Origin of the sequence: Pseudomonas sp. PARCl1 (genome assembly GCF_947311875.1) — a bacterium.
In the GTDB taxonomy this organism is placed as follows: Bacteria; Pseudomonadota; Gammaproteobacteria; order Pseudomonadales; family Pseudomonadaceae; genus Aquipseudomonas; species Aquipseudomonas juntendi.
Genome location: NZ_CAMZMX010000003.1, coordinates 46,042 through 64,876 on the forward strand (window position 1 = coordinate 46,042; position 18,835 = coordinate 64,876).

General features: G+C 58.0%; 14 protein-coding genes. 5 read left to right on the forward strand and 9 right to left on the reverse strand.

Annotated elements, in window-relative coordinates; all coding sequences use genetic code 11:
• Positions 1-345 precede the first annotated feature (345 nt).
• From QME24_RS02480 to QME24_RS02490, 3 genes are all read right to left on the reverse strand, one after another.
• A complete protein-coding gene (locus QME24_RS02480; protein WP_064590725.1) occupies positions 346-1,494 on the reverse strand; it encodes a hypothetical protein in 1,149 nt (382 codons plus the stop codon).
• A gap of 28 nt (positions 1,495-1,522) precedes the next feature.
• A complete protein-coding gene (locus QME24_RS02485) occupies positions 1,523-2,332 on the reverse strand; it encodes a ubiquinol-cytochrome C chaperone family protein (protein ID WP_064590728.1) in 810 nt (269 codons plus the stop codon).
• A 155-nt stretch (positions 2,333-2,487) separates the two neighbouring features.
• Positions 2,488-2,757, reverse strand: a complete 270-nt coding sequence (locus QME24_RS02490; protein WP_064590730.1) for a hypothetical protein — start codon at positions 2,755-2,757, stop codon at positions 2,488-2,490.
• A gap of 121 nt (positions 2,758-2,878) precedes the next feature.
• Between QME24_RS02490 and QME24_RS02495 the strand changes: the two genes are divergently transcribed.
• Positions 2,879-3,751 (forward strand): WYL domain-containing protein, encoded by an 873-nt coding sequence (locus QME24_RS02495; protein ID WP_064590733.1) that lies wholly within the window; start codon positions 2,879-2,881, stop codon positions 3,749-3,751.
• A gap of 19 nt (positions 3,752-3,770) precedes the next feature.
• Here QME24_RS02495 and QME24_RS02500 read toward each other — a convergent pair whose 3' ends face one another.
• Complete coding sequence (locus QME24_RS02500) at positions 3,771-4,649, reverse strand: hypothetical protein (protein WP_064590736.1); 879 nt, start codon at positions 4,647-4,649, stop codon at positions 3,771-3,773.
• 110 nt (positions 4,650-4,759) lie between these two features.
• Here QME24_RS02500 and QME24_RS02505 point away from each other — a divergent pair, with 110 nt between their 5' ends.
• Complete coding sequence (locus QME24_RS02505; protein ID WP_064590738.1) at positions 4,760-5,869, forward strand: WYL domain-containing protein; 1,110 nt, start codon at positions 4,760-4,762, stop codon at positions 5,867-5,869.
• Here the strand turns inward: QME24_RS02505 and QME24_RS02510 are convergent, their stop codons facing one another.
• Genes QME24_RS02510 through QME24_RS02520 form a run of 3 tightly spaced genes read right to left on the reverse strand, consistent with a single transcriptional unit; the run spans position 5,870 to position 12,829 of the window.
• Positions 5,870-9,637 carry a DEAD/DEAH box helicase gene (locus QME24_RS02510; RefSeq protein ID WP_064590741.1) on the reverse strand — a complete coding sequence of 1,256 codons (3,768 nt, stop codon included), beginning with the start codon at positions 9,635-9,637 and terminating at the stop codon, positions 5,870-5,872.
• Entirely contained in the window at positions 9,621-11,561 is a 1,941-nt protein-coding gene (locus tag QME24_RS02515) for a hypothetical protein (protein WP_281690741.1), read from the reverse strand. Before QME24_RS02515 ends, QME24_RS02510 begins: the two co-directional genes overlap by 17 nt.
• A gap of 50 nt (positions 11,562-11,611) precedes the next feature.
• A complete protein-coding gene (locus QME24_RS02520) occupies positions 11,612-12,829 on the reverse strand; it encodes a hypothetical protein (protein ID WP_064590757.1) in 1,218 nt (405 codons plus the stop codon).
• A 204-nt stretch (positions 12,830-13,033) separates the two neighbouring features.
• Here QME24_RS02520 and QME24_RS02525 point away from each other — a divergent pair, with 204 nt between their 5' ends.
• The 3 genes from QME24_RS02525 (at position 13,034) to QME24_RS02535 (ending at position 16,829) form a co-directional block, all read left to right on the forward strand.
• Positions 13,034-15,130 (forward strand): AAA family ATPase, encoded by a 2,097-nt coding sequence (locus tag QME24_RS02525; RefSeq protein ID WP_064590760.1) that lies wholly within the window; start codon positions 13,034-13,036, stop codon positions 15,128-15,130.
• A gap of 75 nt (positions 15,131-15,205) precedes the next feature.
• Positions 15,206-16,237 carry a WYL domain-containing protein gene (locus QME24_RS02530; protein ID WP_281690742.1) on the forward strand — a complete coding sequence of 344 codons (1,032 nt, stop codon included), beginning with the start codon at positions 15,206-15,208 and terminating at the stop codon, positions 16,235-16,237.
• 55 nt (positions 16,238-16,292) lie between these two features.
• The gene (locus tag QME24_RS02535) at positions 16,293-16,829 is read left to right on the forward strand and encodes a GIY-YIG nuclease family protein (protein ID WP_281690743.1); all 537 of its coding nucleotides are present in this window, start codon (positions 16,293-16,295) and stop codon (positions 16,827-16,829) included.
• Here the strand turns inward: QME24_RS02535 and QME24_RS02540 are convergent.
• Both QME24_RS02540 and QME24_RS02550 read right to left on the reverse strand, forming a co-directional pair.
• Entirely contained in the window at positions 16,826-17,608 is a 783-nt protein-coding gene (locus tag QME24_RS02540) for an NAD-dependent deacylase (protein WP_081272915.1), read from the reverse strand. The two genes, QME24_RS02535 and QME24_RS02540, sit on opposite strands and share 4 nt — an antisense overlap.
• Before the next feature lie 510 nt (positions 17,609-18,118).
• On the reverse strand, positions 18,119-18,712 hold the full coding sequence (locus QME24_RS02550; protein WP_064590769.1) for a tetratricopeptide repeat protein: 594 nt from the start codon (positions 18,710-18,712) through the stop codon (positions 18,119-18,121).
• Positions 18,713-18,835 lie beyond the last annotated feature (123 nt).

Below are 18,835 nucleotides of genomic sequence, written 5' to 3' on the forward strand. Positions count from 1 at the left end.
TCTGGCCAGGAGAGTTATCGTGCATGGAGTTAGCCTGTGAGACATGGGGACGCGTGGAGACAGTCGTTCTACCGACTGAAACCGCGCGCGGATGATGAACAGGTGATGAGCTGAACGCAGAAGGCACCAGAGGGCGGTCCGCTGGTGAGGCCGAAGGTATCCAGGGCTGATATCGGGCACTTGAAGCCGGAACCTTCGGCGGCCCAGGACATGACTACCAAAGCACCTCGCTGACGTATCCAATGCATGTTCATCCGTGAAGCTTTCAGACAGTACAGCGCTTTGACATCAAAGTGCTGGCGAGACTACTATGGTTAATAGCCATTTGCCACTACCACTTAGTTGTCACGTGGCAGAGGCTTGATAAGCTCCAACCACCTCATTACCTCGCATCTCTATCGTCAACATAACGGGCGATCGCTGCTCGACCAGCAATTGCTGCATCTTCCCGATATCGCTTTTTGCGCTCGCCATGAACACGGGCAGCGTCTCCTCCTCCCACTCCCTCAAGGACAAGCGGTTTGCCTGGATCGTGGACTGGGAGTCCAGGTAAGAGGAGAGTTTGTTGACTCGGTCCTCGACAGCGCCCTTGAAGGTGGACAAGTGCCCATGCGCCCCCAGGAAGTCAGCCGCCACCCTGTCGAGCGTCGCCTGACGCTGTTTAACCACGGCAGCTTCTCCAGGGAATGAGCCCAACAGCCGGCAGGCCACCAACCGGGTTCCCATACACAGCCTCCACTCCTCTGCTCGCTCATCGGATTCGCTCTGCATCTTTTTCAAGGCTGCCGTCAATCCCGCCGTGGTTTCGAAAAGACCCGGCGCTTTGTGCTCCACAGCTCGCTTGGCCAGCGCCACCAGCTCGCCCTCCAAGTGATCATGGATCGCGCCTAGATCCACTTCGATATCTTCCAGCTTCTGCCTGATCGCGGGGTTCAACTCGCCGGCCAGCACCAGAGGCGTGACTTGCCCGAGGTAGTTCAGCGCTCCTTTGACCTTGGACTTGCGCTCCTCGACCTGAAACCTGGCAATGCCCTCCACCCCCGCCTGGATCTCGCTGAGCTTGGCACTGATATCGGCCAAATGCTTTTGCGCCACGACAGCAGACGCGATCTGGAACATCGCAGCAGAGCTGACCAATTGCTTGAGCCGTTCAGGTTCGAACAAGGTCGCATGCTCGCGGATCCTTCCGCCCTGGATTGAGAAAGCGCGATAGCCGTCGCCATTGGCGACCGAGGCGAGAGGGCCATCGATGACCACCTGCATATAACGAGACTGAGCAACGTCTTTGGCGACAATCAGATTGGGCAGTGTTTGCAGCAATGGACCCAATCGGTCGATGCCCAAGCTGGCAGCATCGACCTTTTTGGCGCCAGCGGGAATGAGTTGCTCCGTCGCTAGCTGGACACTCATCAGGGGCTGCTCGGCAGATCGCCCGATCAACCAGGTCGCTTGCTCGCTATTGGCGGCGCTGGGTACTGGGAGGTTGTTTTCCATCACGGGCTCCAGATTCAGATTGGATTGATCATTGCGCCAACGCCGCACCACATTCGCCGCAGAATCGGGTGCCACGCGTACTGCCCGCCTTACAGGCGGAACAAGTGACCAGCGCGCTCTTCTGCCGGATGTAGGCGATCTGCACGACGCAAGGCACCGTTACCCGGTAGGCCTGGCTCGCCAGGGTGTGAGCCCCCGCAATACCCGTCAGTGCCACACCCACAGGACCAAATGCCAGCCCGGCTGCCCGTCCCGCGATGATATTGGCACCAGCAGCCAAAGCGCCGCCCATTGCCAACCGGGCGAACGCATTGTTTGCCAGAAGCGCGGCCTGTATGGCGGCAGGCCCACCGCGTCGTATGGCTGCCTGAATCGCGGCGAACGATACGCCTAGCACACCTGTCTCATTCTGGAAGCCCTTGGAGAAATCGGCCTGCTCTTGCGGCGACATTTTCTCCCAGGCCTGAGAGAGCAACTTCTCCAGCACCTTGAGCTCCAGGCTCGTCACCGGCTCGTCCTTACTGCTCGTCCCACCCACATGGCTAAGCACGTCGGCGACGATCTCGGCATAGGGCACACCGTTGCGACGGAAAAGGTTGACGATGCTATTGCCGCCATAATGCTGAAGCTCACGAATTAGCAGCAACAGTACGCCTCTGGAAAACTTGCTCTTCTTTTTCGCCGACTCAAGTGCTTCGCGCACTTCACTTGCCATCGACAACCGCCCCTTGCCCGAGTCGGTCAAGAAGTCGACTAAAGCGGACACATCAGCTGGATCCGCGTCACTGAGCAGCTGCAAAAGCTCAGTGTCCCCATTGATATCAATTTCGCTTTCCATCAACCACCCCTCGAAATCCGTCCAGGCAAGCCGCTGCCAGCAGTCATAGTTTCTCGGCACGCTATCGGCGCCACGCCGCAAAACTTTAGCCAATCACCCCTGTCAGTCGGGGCCTTCACGAGCGTTCGTTTCTAGCCGGCGCCCGGCTTGCCTGTTCATCGCAGCTTGCTGGGCAGCCTGGGCGCAGTACCTTGCAGGGCTCGCATGCGCTGCAGGAGGTGGGCATTGAGCCGTTGCTGGACGCGCAGGCTTCTCTTGAGCTCCCGGTTTTCACTTTCACAGATCCGTGCCCAGCGCATCGACTCCCGGCACTTTCCGACGGTCTGCCAGATCTCCTGCAACCGCAGGTACTGCACCAGCAGCGTCAGCAAGATCCCGCCCATCAGTACCAGCGCACCCACTGCCACCCAGTCATACATATCCATATCTCACCACCCCTTCATGTGGCCATTTGCAATCAACACCACAAAAACGATATGTCGCTTTTAACGACAGGTCTATAGTGTGGACTTGTACAGGTAAAGTATTCGCTCACACGGAGGCGCCATGAAACGCAAACAATCCATCTCGCAAGTCCGCTGGGACCTGGCACTTCGCTATCGCTTGATCGAGACCGTGGCCTGGTGGGAGGGCCGGTTGACCACGGGTCACTTGATGCAGAGCTTCGGTATCAGCCGCCAGCAAGCCTCGAAAGACATCAACACCTACATCACCGAGCATGCGTCAAGAAACTTGACATATGACAAGCAGATCAAGGGGTACGTGCCGACGCGCTCGTTCAAGCCGTGCTTCATCGACCGCAGTGCAAGCGCCTACCTCGACCTGCTTTCACAGAACAACGAGCGAGCGCCACACGTCGAAGGACTGAAGCTGGCGTATGCCCATACCCTCGTGCTTCAGGTGCCCGATCGCAGTGTTCAACCCGAGATTTTGCGGCCGCTGCTCAAAGCCTGTCGGGAAGGCCTGCGCCTTGAGATGGAGTACGTCTCGCTTGCCAATCCCAAGCCGGAAACGCGGATCATCGAGCCGCACACGCTGGTGTACACCGGAATGCGCTGGCATGTTCGCGCTTACTGCGAGAAGAATGGGGCCTATCGCGACTTCGTGCTCAGCCGTATGCGAGGAGAGCCCGGGCTGCTGGAGAGCAACGGAAATGACATCGCAAAGGACCAGGCCTGGAATACCGAAGTGTCAGTGATCATTGAACCGGACTCACGCCTGGGCGAGGCACAGAAGGCGATCATTCACCATGACTACGGCATGGAAGATGGTCGGCTGGAGATCGTGACCCGCCAGGCCCTGGTGAAGTACGTTTTGCAGCGGTATCAGATCGACCCCAAGAACCTGGACCCGAAACCGGAAGCCCAGCAGATCATGGTGAAGAATCTTGCTGAGCTCAAAGCCTGGTTATATGACTGAACCGAACAGCACGCTTCGCTCACTCGGCAGCCGTGGCAGCCCCCAGGTCATAACCGATCATGAACAGCGCCTGTTCGATGGCACGCAAGGTCTGGGCAGACGTCGCGCCAACGCGGAACGGGTTGCCGGCGTTGAGCACATGGCAGGCAACCTGGCTCAAAATCCAGCTAGCATTCATGTTCCAGCGCGCATGGTGCGAACCCGAGCGAAGCCGCTGGAACTGAAGCGTTCCGACGCTGGGGTTACGGTTCTTCGGGGTAACCGTATTAGCCCCCTCTTTTGCCGCTGCCCAAGGGAAATTCAGACCCGCCGGCACCTTGGTAAGCCCCTTCGCTTTGCAGTACTGCACGACCAGCATGCCCAGGCCCGCGGCCACGCGACTGTCGTAGATCACAAAATCAGGGCACACGAGCGAGTAGATCTTGGTCATCCCGGAGTTGAACCGCAGGGTTTTGGCGCGAAGGATCGGGGCATCGGGGTCCTTCTTGATCAACGCTGCTTTCACATCCTGCACCATGCGCCCCAGCCCAGCCTTGTTTTCCTTGAGCCACTGGGCGTTGCGTGCCGTGACACCGCCCCAGGCCATGACATCGAGTGCACTTTGCAGCATCAGATCATCGTCGCTGCCAGCGGCTAGCAGATCGCGGCGCAAAGCCTCCAGTGCATTCGAGTTACTGACCGAGTCCACGCCAGGATTGAACGAAAGACGGGCGTTGCCAGGATGATTCCAGGCGTAGGCCTGGTAGGCACCGTAGAGGCTGTCGCAGGACCATTCGTTGCCCGTGCGGCGATCGACGTACGCATGCTTGGCCAGGGTCGGGGAGTCCAGTTCGGTCGCGAGCCAGCCTATGAATTCAGGGACGTGAGGAAGGGTGGCGTGGGCTTGTTTGGCTTTCATCATTACTCCTGTGGGCTGGCGCTCAGCGCAGAATTGCGTGCCAGCGAGAAGAATGGTATCTATCGATACGACACTATTTTGTCCGTATTTTGCCCGCGAGGAAAATTCCATTGGCTGCCGCTAAATACACCGCACCCAATCGCGAGAAACGCCGCAAATTCATCAGGGATATTCTCCATCGTGCCGGGGGCGAACTGACGACCAAGAAGATTCATGCGGCCCTGGAAGCGTCCTATCCGCAGTACTGCAGCAGGACAACCCGCCGTGACCTTGAAGCCCTGGCCAGGCAGAAAGTGATAACGGAGGTCACGAAAGGGAGAAAAGACCTCAGGGCCCGCTACTGGAAGCTCAACGGCGCGAGCCTCGACCTTGTCCTTTCGCCTGCAGAGTCCATGACGCTCACCGCCATCTTCCAGCATGCAGAACGCTTCGGATTTAGTGCTGCGCTGGGCGAGTTGGCCACGTTGCGCAACTACGCCGCCGACTCGGTCGTTGCCGGCGCCAAACGCAACCTGCTGGCCGAAGGACGTATCAGGACAGGAACCCGGTTTACCGTGCTCAATCCGGGGGACTACAACACCGAACACCTCGAGACCATCCAAAATGCCATGAGGAATGACGAGTCTCTGGAGCTGGTGTACAGGCCACGAGAAGCCGGCGACGTAACCTGCACCTACCTGCTCAAGCCGTTGACGCTCTCCTACCAGGACTCGAACGTTTACCTGACGGCATACGTCGACAGCGAGGAGTGGCCAGAAAACAAAACGCCTGAAGCGGGAGCCCCTCGTGGCAAGTACAGCAGCAACGGGCCTGGCACTACCTGCGCACTCATGCTCCACCGCGTAGTCAGCGTCCGCACGACGGTGGCCAGCATCGCCGAACCACCGGGCTACGATCCCCAGTCAACGGAAGCACAGCGGGACCTGATGACGATCCATGGCGACGGGCCTGTCGACCTGAAACTCAGGTTGAGCCCCAATCTCCACAACCGGCTCACCGAGAACCCATTGTCTGTCAGTCAGGTCATGACGCTGGATGAACAGGGATGGATATTGGCGTGCCGGCTGGACGACACCCAAGGGCTACGCCTGTTCCTGCTCAGCAATGCGGCAGACATCGAGGTGCTGGCTCCCGCTCAACTACGTGCCGAGGTGTACAAGACACTGCGCAATGCACTGGGCCAATACGAACGCCCGGCGCACGAAAGCCACTCGCACTGATCAGTCGTCGCCGCCGATGTCCCCTTCCCGCCCCATCAGTACGTGTCCCAGCCTGTCGGCCTGGGACGCGACCTGATGGGCGATATACATCAGTTCTTCTTCATTGAGGTGTTGCACCGGGTGGCACGCGCGTACGCTCAGCTCCTCATCATGGTCGACATGAAAGTCCACAAGTTCAAAACGGGCGTTGCGACCCAGCGTGTGCTCCACCAGGGGGGACTGACTGAACCGTTTGAACGTGGCCAGTTTTCGGGTCCATTTACGGTTGACCACCTTGGCGCTGAACATCACGTACTGCCCCTTGAACCCCCATCGTACCAATTGGTATCGCCCCTCCAGCTTGAAACAGAACTCAAGCCGCCAGGTCGATAGACGCCGCACACTCATGCGCTCCGTGTCGTGTACCAGCCTGTCCACCATCTCGTGGACACGCAGCACAGTTTGCTCGGGGCATTTACTGGATGCAGGCCGCGTACCTGAGGCACGCTGATAGACGTCAAGAATTTCGTCGCCAATCAGCACACCGTCGCTGCCCGCGTAATTGTCGACGCTGTACTGCACCGCCAGTCGCCTTGAGCTGTCGGTGCCCGGAACCTGCGACAGGCGCCTGAACGGATCGGCCTGCAGTGCCTGAACAAAGCGCACACGCCCGATGGGGCTGTCGATATCGCCCGGGTCTTCGATCTCACCGGGCAAGGTCGCCGATACCAGCAATTCAGCCATGCCAACGGCGCTGCGCACCGTGACGCACGGCGCGCCAGCGTGTGGGGGCTTGCGACCCGTCGTGGACAAGTGCCAGCCATCGCCAGCCTCCCTCACGAACAGCTGCGGATCACCCGTCAGATCCCTGAGCGTGGCCCCCAACTGGTTTTTGACATGAGCCAGGCGCCGCTTCATAGCATCGGCCTGGTAGCTTATTGCCCGACTGCAGTCATCGCCCTGAATATCGTTGTCCGTGATCTCATAGTGGCTGGTCAGAAAATCAAGGATTTGCGGCTGCACGGGGGCCTGGTCCACCACCTCTTCATGCAGCTCCAGCTCGCGCTTGAAGCGCGGACCTTGTTGGCCCACGGCATGCAGCGTTTGAATGAAGGCGTTCATGTTGGCGGCAGCCTGACGCACTTGATAGAACTCCATGCTTTGACGGATGTGCGGAAAGCCGACCTGAATGAAATGCTCGGCATAACCGGCACCGGCCGAATGCATGCGTCGATGCGCCAGCGAGCCGACCCGGTCAACACGGCCGACCTTTTGCTCCAGGGCGATAGGGCTGGATGAAATACCGTAGTGGACGACGCTGTCGCAGAAGGTATGCAGGTCTTCACCTTCCTGAAAGACATCGGTAGATACCAGCACTCGGGGATAACCCGGCATGCGGAACAGGGCGGCAATCGCTGTACGGCTGCCGCTGTTTTCGCCGGTCGCACCGCGAATGGGTGATGTGGAACGGACCTGGCTGGCCAGGTACTTGGTCAGGCCGCTCACCGGCCTGGAGTACACCTCAGGAAAATTGAGCTTGATCAACAGGTCCAGGTTCTGGGCGGTGTCACGCAGTATCTGGTAACTGCTGAACGGGGTGTGGTCTGCCTGTTGGACCGTCAACAGCCCGGCCAGTGCCGCGATGAACGAACCATCTGCATCACCGTCCCGTTCCCTGCGAGCGTGCCTGAGTGAATACAGGTCGATGAAAGGATGATCCACACGGCATAGCACCCCCAGCAGTTCCTGGTGGGTACTCAGCCTGCGTAGTAGCCGGTCGACCTCACCACTGTTCAACGTGGCCAGTTGGGTGAATGTCTCGGCGCTCCATTGCGGCGCCAGGCCCCTGAGCTCGTCATGGCCTCGCAGGCTGTCCCAGAGCGTTGAACGCGCAAGCTCACGGGCAAGCCCTGAAGGCTCAGCCAGGTCGCACATGGCCTGAAACCCTTCGAACAGTACATTCAGCACGTGCCTTGCGACCGTCGCAGCCCCGTCCCCTCCCTCGGCGACGGCCCGCAGATACGCATACTGCGCCAGTCGATAACGCTGCCCAGGGCTGGCAACCGACTCGCTCTTGCCAATCACGCCCCAGTCGATAGTCAACGAGTTCACCACTGGCATGCCCGGCAGGGAGACCCAGTTCGTCTCGAACAAGCGGCTTTGCAACAGCGTGCTACGGAAGTAGGACGGCAACGGCCCCAGCCTCGTGTCACCGTCCAGCTCAGGATTCTGTCCTCGATAGAACCAGGTAAAGAAATTGTCGCTGCTGGCCGACGCTTCGAACCCGTCGGCGGCCTCATTCTCAATGAGCGAGTGACTGCGTTCGACTGTGCGCGCCCGGTATCGCTGGAAAATCCTGGCAACGGCATCATCGCCACCGATGTAGTCACCAATCCAGTGGTCGTAGGCTTCTTCGAGTTTGAACTTAAGCTCCGAGACGCTGCGTACACGGCGGACGAAAATCAATTGTTTCTTGCCTTCGACAAACGCCAACCGGTGTGTCTGCTGGCACACGCTGTCCATTTTGGGGTGCGGCGGCCTGCGCTTGAAGGACTTCTCGTAATCGTCCACCAGGTATTCGACGACACTGCGGTCTGCCGCGTCGCGTGACGAATCGCCTTCGCTCACGGCCTCAAGACCGTCGAACTCCACGGGCTGGTTCTTTTCGCCTGGCAGATAACTCTCGAACGAAGCCAGCATCCCCAGTTCAAAGCGATTCGAGCAATTCTCCTGCAGATGCTCGCTGACCTTCTTCTGCAACAGCGCGGCGAACAGCTTTTGCGCAACGGTCAACTTCACCTCCGCAGCCTCCCCGCTGCGATGCTCGCGGCGATACATGTTGCGCGTGTGGGCCACCTTGTCGAGGGTGAGGGTATTGAGGCGACGGACCAGCAAGCGACTGAGCGCCGCACGCATGTCGGGATCGGCCGGATCGCTCCCCTGAGGCAGGTCTGCCTGGCGATTGAAGCCGAACAATGCGAGCTGGTTACGCAACTGACCCAGGTCGCGATCGAATGGCGTCGCCGACAGCAGCAACAGTCGCTTGATCCGTCGGTTGTCGCCCAGCAAGGTCGCCAGCAAGCGGTTACGGTCGCTGCTTTCACGGCCGGCACGCAGGTTGTGCGCCTCGTCCACCACAACCAGGTCGAAGCGCGGCAGCATCTTGCCGAGCGCCTGCATCCAGACGTCCTTGACCTTGCGTTTGAGCTCAGCAGGCTTGCTGTTACCGCTCATAGCCCTCAGTTGCCTGACCAAAGGGGCCATCAGGTCCCGATACTGCGGCATTAACTCTTCAAACTGCCGGGTGCTGTTCAGCACCTGAGCAACCGTGTTGCCCAGCGCAAAGCTGAAAATCGATGTGCAGAGGAACATATCCCGCTCATTGCCACTGGCGACTGTCTGCACCAGCTCGGACAGGTTCCGACAGTCCTTGAAGGGCGTGACCGGACCGCCGCCCAGCCCTTTGACCGCCAGATCATCGAGCCGATAGTTGCTTTGCACGAACGCTCGATAATCCTTGATCCATTTGTCGCGAACGTTGTTTTTCGGCAACAGGTACAGCACCCGCAGACCAGGGTTAAAATGCCGCATCAAGGCAGCCACACCAAGGCCTATATAGGTCTTGCCCATACCGACCTCATCGGCAAGGTAGGCTACCCGGTGGTCCGCAAGCTTGTTGTACAAGGCGACGGCGCCCAGCAGCTGCTGCTCGGCCAGCCCCTGGAGGTCGCGGTTGTTGCCTGAAAAATCAATAACTGCCTCGGCCGTGGCCTTATTGATCCGCTGCATGGGAAACATCCTTCTTGCGTGAATTCGCAGCGCTCAAGGGACGCTGAAATTGAGCCCTGAACCAGTCAAGAAAACGCCTGCCTTCAGCCTCGTCGAGGTGACCCAGCAGCTCGTCGTTTTCCAGCTCGGTGATGACTGCCTCTACGCCCCTGACCAGGGTCACGCAACTGTGCCCCGGATACCGGTTCAACACGCTCTGCATGCTGACCAGCGTCAAATAGCGCACAACCAGCGTTTCCTCATCGCGGCCGCCATCCTTCACGCTGTCCAGCATGGCCTGCAAGGAATCGGGCTGACAGCCTGCGAGGTAATACGCCAGCTTTTTATGATTGCCCTCGGCCTCAGCCAGCGCCAGTGTGCGTTCCAGTTGCCAGAACGCACTGTTGACCTGTGAAAACTCTGAGAAAAAGCTCCTGCCCTCCCCCTCATCCACCATTTCCGACAACTGTTCATCCACCACGTCGTTGGCGCGACGCCTGCTGAGCAGCTGCCGGGCCAACTCGCCAAACTGGCTGATCTTCTTGCTCAAGCGCATCTCGATGAACAGACGCAGCAGGCTTTGCAGGTCCATGGCCGGCAAATGGCTGGGACGACGGTAGATGTTGTACTGCGAGACCATGAGCCAACGCTCCACGCGATCGGTGCCTGACTGCCAGCGTACGTTGAGCAGTGAAGAACGCTGCAGTTGCTCACGTAACGCCGGCAGCGGCTGCGCTATCTGCCCGGCCCGATCGAAACCCAGAGTGCCGATGCTGCATTGCGAACTGTCCAGAAGCACCAGATCGCCGCTGATCGACTGCTGAGCCGTAACCTCCAGCACCTGACTTTCCCAGTCGTAGGCCAGGCGCAAAACGGGCATCGTCAACCCGTCCAGTGGTTCGGCGGTTTGCAGGCCAGGGTCGGCCGCAAACCCCGAGAGACTGACCGGCGAAGGTGCCAGCAACGGCACAAGGTCCCGCCCCTGGAGCAGGAACCCTGACTCGACGTTTACCTGAAATGCCTTGTGGCTGAAATTCACCGAACCGACGAATTGCCAGGGCCGTTTGCCCAGCCCTTGAAAAATCTTGGCGTGAAGACGACGAAACGGCTTGTCGTGCACCTTGTGGCTGTTGTGCCAATGCCCGGCCCAGTCGCACCATTGATCCACGTGGAAGGCACTGAACACTGCCGGATCGACCAACGCACGCCGCTCTTCGTCATAGGGCAGCAACAGGCGCACTGTCGCAAACTCGCTCATCAGCTCTTGCGTACTGCCACAGGTGGGCGTCTCGCCGAAAAACGGGCTGATGATTTCCAGCGTGCCAGACGCTTTCGCAGCCGATGGCGCTCGCAGGTGCTGATGAATGAAGTCGAGAAATGCCAGGCGCTCAGGTGCCGCCCCTGAGAAATAAAAGCTGCAGTCAGGATCATCGGCACTCGGCGACCACCCTGCCTGCACCTCGACAATACCGTTTAGAGCCGGTGTCGGTGTGGCGGCCTGGAAGAATTGCAATGCACGACGCAGCGGCTCAAGGACATTGCCTGGAGCACGGGTCGCCCGAAGTTCGACAAAGTGGCCAACCTCGATGTTGTCCCACCACCCCGCCTTGGTCAGGTTGAATGACCCTGCCGCCAATACGATAACCGGCGCATCGTCATCCTCCCCCTGAACCACAAGGATCGCCAGCTTGGAATGTTGACAGCCATTGCCGACCCGTATGGGCAAGTAGTCGACTTCCAGGCGACTGCCGGCGGCAGGATTGAACACATCCACGTCATGGGCCACGGCGAAACGCCGGGCCTTGTCCTGCATCAAGGCCTGCAACTGGACATAGCGAATTTCATCCTGACTTGAGAGCGCTTGATCGCCCAGGAGCAAAGGAATGACTTCGAGCTCGAAAAAGTCCGGTTCAAAACTGTAGGTCGTGAAGAAGGCAAAGCGCACTTCACGCTCACCGATGCACTGGCGAAACGCGTCACTGATGGTATGTGCTTTCATGGGTGACCGGCCTTGGCAATGGCGAGGAAGGCGTGAAGGAAAAAGCTGTAGTCCCACGCCTGATGACAATGTGCAGCCAGATCCTCAGGCAGGCTGGCGCGATCGACAGGGACCCTGACCCTGAGCCTGTCGCCCTCCCAATGAAGCCAGGCCGCCCCTCCCCGTGCGCCCGTCACAGCCGAATTCTGCTCCATGAGCTGGTCGATGACCCGACCCGCATCGCCATCATTGGCGGCATCGGTCAAACACTGGAGAAAGCGGGCATGAGGTAGACCGGGCCGGTCCCAACCCGGGTGGATAAAGGGCGCACCAAGCCGCGAGCGCAGGTCTTTGACCAACTCACTGCGGGTTCGCCCGTTCTGCATTTGCAACCAGACGACCACGATGTTGGCGAAGACCAGAAGCGGTTGCAACGACAGGATCTGCCTCAGAACGTCCTGCACCTGCGCATCGACCTGCTTGGCGGCCACCGCCCAGCGAGCGAACAGTCGAGCCGATACAGGTTGCTCGGCGGACACTGGCAACCATTGCTGAACCGCCTCATACAACGCCAACTGCAAGGGCCGCGCGCCGGCATACCGCAGCAGCGCCGACACCAGTTGTTTACGCATGCCTTGATGATCGAGCAGGGCGGCAAAGCTACCAGCCAGTGGCGACAGCTGCGCTTTTCTTACCGTGCCCTGGCTCGCCAGTTCGCCGAATCGCTGCCACTGCGACAGGCCAAAGGTGTCTAGCAAGGCATCCGTCAGGGCGATCCCTGCGCCGGTCAAGCGCCTGTCGCTGCCCTTGATCAGGCCGGCCTCCTGCAATGCCGAGGAATACAGCCCCCACAATCCGTAGCTGAGTTGATTGCTGAGGATCTGGGCTTTCTTGTGCATGCCCAGCGCCATCGAGTCGCGCCTGAAATTGGCAACGGCTAGCTGGCGACCTAACAGGCTGGCCTGCACAGAGGCATCCAGTCGCAGGTAGGCAGCCAGTTGCTCGGCCCTGGCATAACGTTCCTGTATATCGTCAAGGGAGCGGGATCTGGAACCTTCATGGGCATAGCGGCAGGCCAGGAGAGCCACAATGAAATGGTCAGCACGACTGGTCACCGTGGTCAGGTTACCTACTAGCTTGCGGCCCACAGCGCTCCAGATGGACTCGATGGCCAAGGGGTCTCTGGATCCCTTTGGACGCAACCTGTCATCGAGCAGGGATAGAACGGTAAGCATCAACACACATCCTTGAGAAAGACACAACGCATGGCAATCATTGCATCTGATCCCGACAATCTACGTCGTGGTCTGCAACCATTGGACTGGCCAAATCAAAATTGCAGGCAATATGCCATCTTTACTCTCTGACGGCGATAGAGACGACACATTCTGACTACCATCTACACCAAGCTGACGGCTCTACAGCAAGAGGAGATCAGTATGGCCGCCCGTCTAAACCCTTTCGCAAACGGCAGCTACCGTGCGGTAGATACTTGCGCGCTGTCGATCAAGTGGAGTTTCCAGCTCTTGCTAGAGCTGGGTGGACATCGCACTTTCATCGGCCGACACGGTTTCAATGACGATGACCTGGCCCATGAACTGGGCCTCGCCCAATGGGTAGACGATGACCGTTACAACCCATCCCTAGCCCTGTCGACGCTACGAAAATGTGCCCGCAGCTTTCCGGAAGATCACCCAAGCACCCCGTACCCGGACAATCTTGCAGGCAACCTCGAAGCGTTGGGCGACTTGCTGGCGTTGCCCGACGCCGAGCTACAGGTGCTGGGCTTCTGCGTGCTGATGCACAGCGATCCGACGCTTAATGACGCTACCGACCAATTGGGCATGCTGGGATTCAACCGGGCATTGAAAGTGCTGTCCGTATTGCTGGCCCTGCCCCTATCACAGGTCGAGTCGTGCCTTGCGCATGACAGCACACTGATGCGCACTGGGCTGCTGGATATCAGCTCCAGCAACCGTGCGGCGATGGCGCTCAGTTCGATGCTATCGATCAGCAATCCGGACCTGCCAGGCTTGCTGCGTTTCAGCAAAGGGACGCCACTGGAGCTGTTTGCTTATGCATTCCGCGCCAGTCCGCCCGGCACCTTGAGCTGGGAGCACTACAGCCATATCAGGCAGCCACTGGTAATCGCCGAACGCTACCTGAGCAAATCCCTTGCCCAAGCGCGAGCCGGCGTGAACATACTGCTGTACGGCCCTCCCGGCACTGGCAAGACGCAACTGGCGCGCCTAATCGCCAGCCGGCTGGACAGCGCACTCTATGAAGTCGCTTGCACCAACAGCGACGGTGACCCCGTCTCGGCCAAGCAACGCCTGTGCTCCTTGCGCGCAGCCAACAGCGTGCTGCATTCCCAACGAGCCGTGCTGGTGCTCGACGAGATCGAAGACATCTTCCAGGTAGCGGAGGCAGCTGTCAGTAACCGCTCGCAAAAAGGTTGGATCAACCGCATGCTCGAAGAAAACGCTCTGCCGTGCTTCTGGCTGAGTAATAGCATCGAAGCGATCGATGCTGCCCACATACGGCGCTTCGATCTGGTAATTGAAGTGCCCAACCCACCCTTAGCGCAACGCAAGCAGATGCTGCGTGAATGTGGCGGTGGCAAGGTTAGCGACGCTTTGGTGGAGCAACTGTGCGCCCATGAGCAGATCACCCCGGCTGTACTAGAGCGCGCCGTGCGCGTTGGGCTTAGCGTGGCCCCGCGCGCCAGCAAGGTACTGGACAGTACTATTCGCTGCATCGTCGACGGCACGTTGAGGGCGCAGGGATTCGAAAAGCTGCAATGTACCGACCAGGGGCTGCCTACGTTCTACTCGCCAAAGTGGGTGAATGCCGACCAACCGCTAGACGGTTTGGTAGACGGCCTACGCGCCCATCCTCAGGCACGCCTATGCTTCTACGGCCCGCCCGGAACCGGCAAGACCGCGTTCGGCCAGTGGCTGGCGCAAGCGTTGGACAAGCCGCTGATGGTCAAGCGAGTATCCGACCTGGTGTCGCCCTACGTGGGCATGACCGAGCAGAATCTGGCGAGCACCTTCGAACGCGCCCGACAGGAAGATGCCGTCCTGCTACTAGACGAGGTTGACAGCTTTTTGCAGGACAGGCGCAAGGCTCGGCAAAGCTGGGAGGTCACCGCCGTCAATGAAATGCTCACGCAGATGGAAAGCTACCAGGGGCTGTTCATCGCCTCCACCAACCTGATCCGCGACCTGGACGAGGCGTCTCTGCGGCGCTTCGACCTAAAGGTGCATTTCGGCTACCTCAATACAGCCCAGGCCCAGGCCCTATTCGCCGCGCACCTCAAAGCGCTGTCGCTTAAGGACCCGCAACAAAGCGCAACTGGACGATTGCGCAACGAAGCATTCCTAACCCCTGGTGATTTTGCAGCGGTGGCACGACGTGCGCGTTTCAAACCGTTCGCCAATGCCGACGAACTGGCCGCCGCGCTGCTGGCCGAATGCCGCTTGAAGGCCACCGGCCAGCAACGCTCTATTGGCTTCCAGCAGTGGACGCACTAAAGGTCGTCCTCTCGACGCCGATAGGCAGATAACCTGTCATACTGCTAGCCAGTGGCCAGCCTTTACACAACAAGGATGCGTTTTGTGCCCTCTACCAAGACCCACAACGCCTTGAGCCGTCAATGGGAGCTGCTACAGCAACTTCCCAAACGCTCTCCCGGCATCACCGTGACTGAATTGCATACCCGCCTGACGGCTGCTGGCTACTCAATCAGCCGCCGCAGCGTCGAACGCGACCTGCATGACCTTTCTCTGGTGTTCCCGTTACAATGCAACGATGCAGGCACACCATTCGGTTGGTTCTGGAAGCCAGGTGTGAGTGTCGAGTTGCAGGGCATTACTCTGACTGAAGCGGTGAGCCTCACTCTGGTGGAGGATGCTGTTCGCCCGTTGCTACCGGGGAGTATGTTAAGCACGCTAGAACCACGCTTCGAGCACGCTCGGCAAAAGCTCAGAGGCCTCGGAGGCGATAACCCTGCCGCTCGCTGGCCCAACAAAGTGGCAAGTGTTCGACCTGACTTCAATCTCCGCGCCCCGCAGATCCAGCCAGAAACCCTAGAGGCCCTGCAGCACGCATTGATTAGCGAACAGCAGGTTCGGTGTCAGTACTACTCTGCGCACAGCGACAAGCAGAGCGAGTTGACCCTCAATCCGTTGGCCATCGTACAGCGCGGACTGGTCACCTACCTGATTGCAACCGCAGCCCCCTACACCGATGTCCGGCAATTCGCGGTACACCGCTTCCGCTCAGTGAAGGTGCTCGACTCGACCTGCCAAGGGCTGGAGTCCTTCGAGTTGCAAACCTACCTCGCCACCGACGCCTTGCACTTCGGCAAGCCGGAAAAAATCTGCCTCAAGGCCTGGGTGAGTGAGCAGCAAGCTCGTTTGATTCGGGAGACGCCTTTGAGCACAGATATGTTGCTTGAGCCGTTGGCTCAAGGCTTCCAGCTTCAAGCGACTGTAACTAATACCTGGCAACTGCACTGGTGGATTCTCTCACTAGGAGATTCATTCGTGGTACATGAGCCTGCAACACTTCGCCAACAAGTGTGCGACTCATTACGCCGCGCTGTCGCAGCGTATGAGCATGAGGATTGCTCACTGTAAGCAGTCGGCATAACTCGTCACGTGTTCAACCCAGCTCGAATGAAGTAACAACATCATGCTAAATTCTTCCATGCTGAATAGTATTGCCACCCAGCTACACAACCTGGCCGCGGGCGTTCAAGAGGCAACTATCGATGAGTCCTACCAGGTAAGCATTCCCTTTAGTGCAATCCACAATGGCAATCGCGCTACGTTGCTGGAGAAACTGAAATCCTTGTCCGCCCCCAAAGGGCGTTACATATATCAATTCACCGTCGAGCAAACTTTATCTGAAACTCTGCATCAAGCATTTAAGGCGGCAAAGTCAGCCGGGAGAAATGATCGGGCCTACTGCCGAGTAAATGCTGCCTCTGCATTGCTGTATGTTGGAAGCTCCACAGACCTGCACTCACGAATCAAGCAGCACTTGGGATTCGGCAACAAAGGCACCTATGCCATGCAGCTCTGCCACTGGTTGCCAGAACTAGAAGGAGCGTTGAACATTCAAGCATGGCGGTTCGCTCAGAATGTCGACAATAGCGTCATCCAAGCCATTGAGGATGGTTTATGGGCACTGAATAGGCCTATGTTCGGCAGGCAAGGTGCTCGCTAAGCTATCGGTCGGCTAGGAAACCTTTGCTCTTCGCTCATCTGGTCAAGTAAGCGCGGTAGAATTTCTGCCGCTCTACCGACCAGCCTAAACGCCTTCTCCTCTTCAAACGCCTCGGAGTCGAGATTGATATGCACAATCAAAGCACCGTGCTCTCTAGCGATTCTGGGAATTTCTGCCGCAGGTTGAACCAAGCCCGAAGTCCCGATTGAAAGCAGCAGATCACAATCTTTAGCAGCTGCTAGCGCTTTGCGCCAAGGCTGCTCCGGTAGTGACTCCCCAAACCAGACCACCCCAGGTCGGATTTTACCGTTGCAATGCTGACAGCGTGGTGGCTCGATCCTGCACATATTCTTAATTTCATGCTCAGCCTCTATATTCCATTTATAGGGGCGCGCACACGCAAAGCAACGTGGCGTGTTCAAGCTACCATGCAAATGAATGACCTCATGACAACCCGCCCGCTCATGTAAATCGTCAACATTCTGGGTAATTAGCGTCAGCTTGGGCAATTGATCAGAAAGTTTAGTTATAGCCAAATGGGCAGGATTAGGGATAGCGGCAAGTACCATCGCTCGTCGCCATTCGTACCACCCCCATACCAACGCAGGATCCATGCGAAAGGCATTGGCAGCCGCCAAAGCAGCGGGGTCAAATGATTCCCATAGACCGCTTAAGGCATCGCGAAATGTTGGTATGCCACTCTCTGCCGAGACACCCGCGCCTGTGAACACCACCACATGATGCGCGCGACGTAAACGCGCCCCAAGAAACTCAATCATAAGTCGCCCTTATCTCCACAACCTCGCGTACCACTCGGCCAGTATGCGGTCGATCGCGCTAGTTGCTTGCAAGCTCAACGCATCATGCCCACATCGCTCACACCAGTCTGCTGGGCTTAGGGCATCGCTCAGTGGCGCAACCGTCTTCTTCCAGCCACATTCGCAGCATACTAATGTAGAAGGTCTTAGTCTTACAGGCATAATCGGCCCTCTCAATTACGCTTGAAGTGAAATAGAATTTATAACTTTTAAACTACAGGAAGCAAAGCCCTCAAGATCTCCACCTGGCGCTGTAGTTGCTCTACGTGCGCTTGCTCCGCTCGCAGGGCTGATCTGAGCTCGCGGTTCTCCTCAATGTGGAAATAGGTACTCTGCCGCTGCTCCTGAATGTTAACCTGCCAGTGGTTAATCAAACTCGAGAGTTTAGTATACTGCAAATACTGAAATAACAGCAAAATCAAGATCAGACTTAGCAGCGCATACATGCTCCAAGCTCCAATGATCATGCCTTTAACCCCTAAACAATGCAGATTCGACTGCCTTTCGGTACCAGTAAGCAGCCTGTTCAAAATTCGGCGCCTGGCCCTTTGCACCAGTCTCGTACAGCCGCCCCAGCGCTTTGCCCGCCCAACTGATACCACGATCATATGCGTGTTCGTAATAGCAGGCCGCAAGGTCGTGATTAATAGCTATTCCTCGACCGTGCCAGGCTTGCTCAGCAAGATTGAACGCCGCCTCACCTGAACCCAACACATACGCAAGTCTAAGCAAACGTCGGGCAAGAACGTAATCGACAGACAGTCGACTACCATTCATCCAAAGCCACCCCAGATCATTGATCGCATCTGGATCAGAGGCTAGCGCATCATCACGCAGAGATTCATAGAGACAGCCCAGCAATGAGGGATCTTGGAAATTAGTCAGTGGACTGGCCACAACACCTATCATTTTATGGACCCCATCGATTCTCAGTCTTGGCCCCCTTAAAGAAGGCATCCCGATAATATCGACAACGCATGGAAATCGCCTCTCAACAAAGCGCACGCACTCTGCACGGGGCAGCAGCGCATCCAAAAATTTAAAGACCTTATCATCTGGGCTCATTCGGACAGCCTTCTATTTGATCGCTCGACAAGCCCATTCTCGAGACTCAAACGACATCTTGTGTCGTAATTGAACAACGACACATTCCGTCGTAAGCGATCCTCATTGTGAGGGCTCACCTTC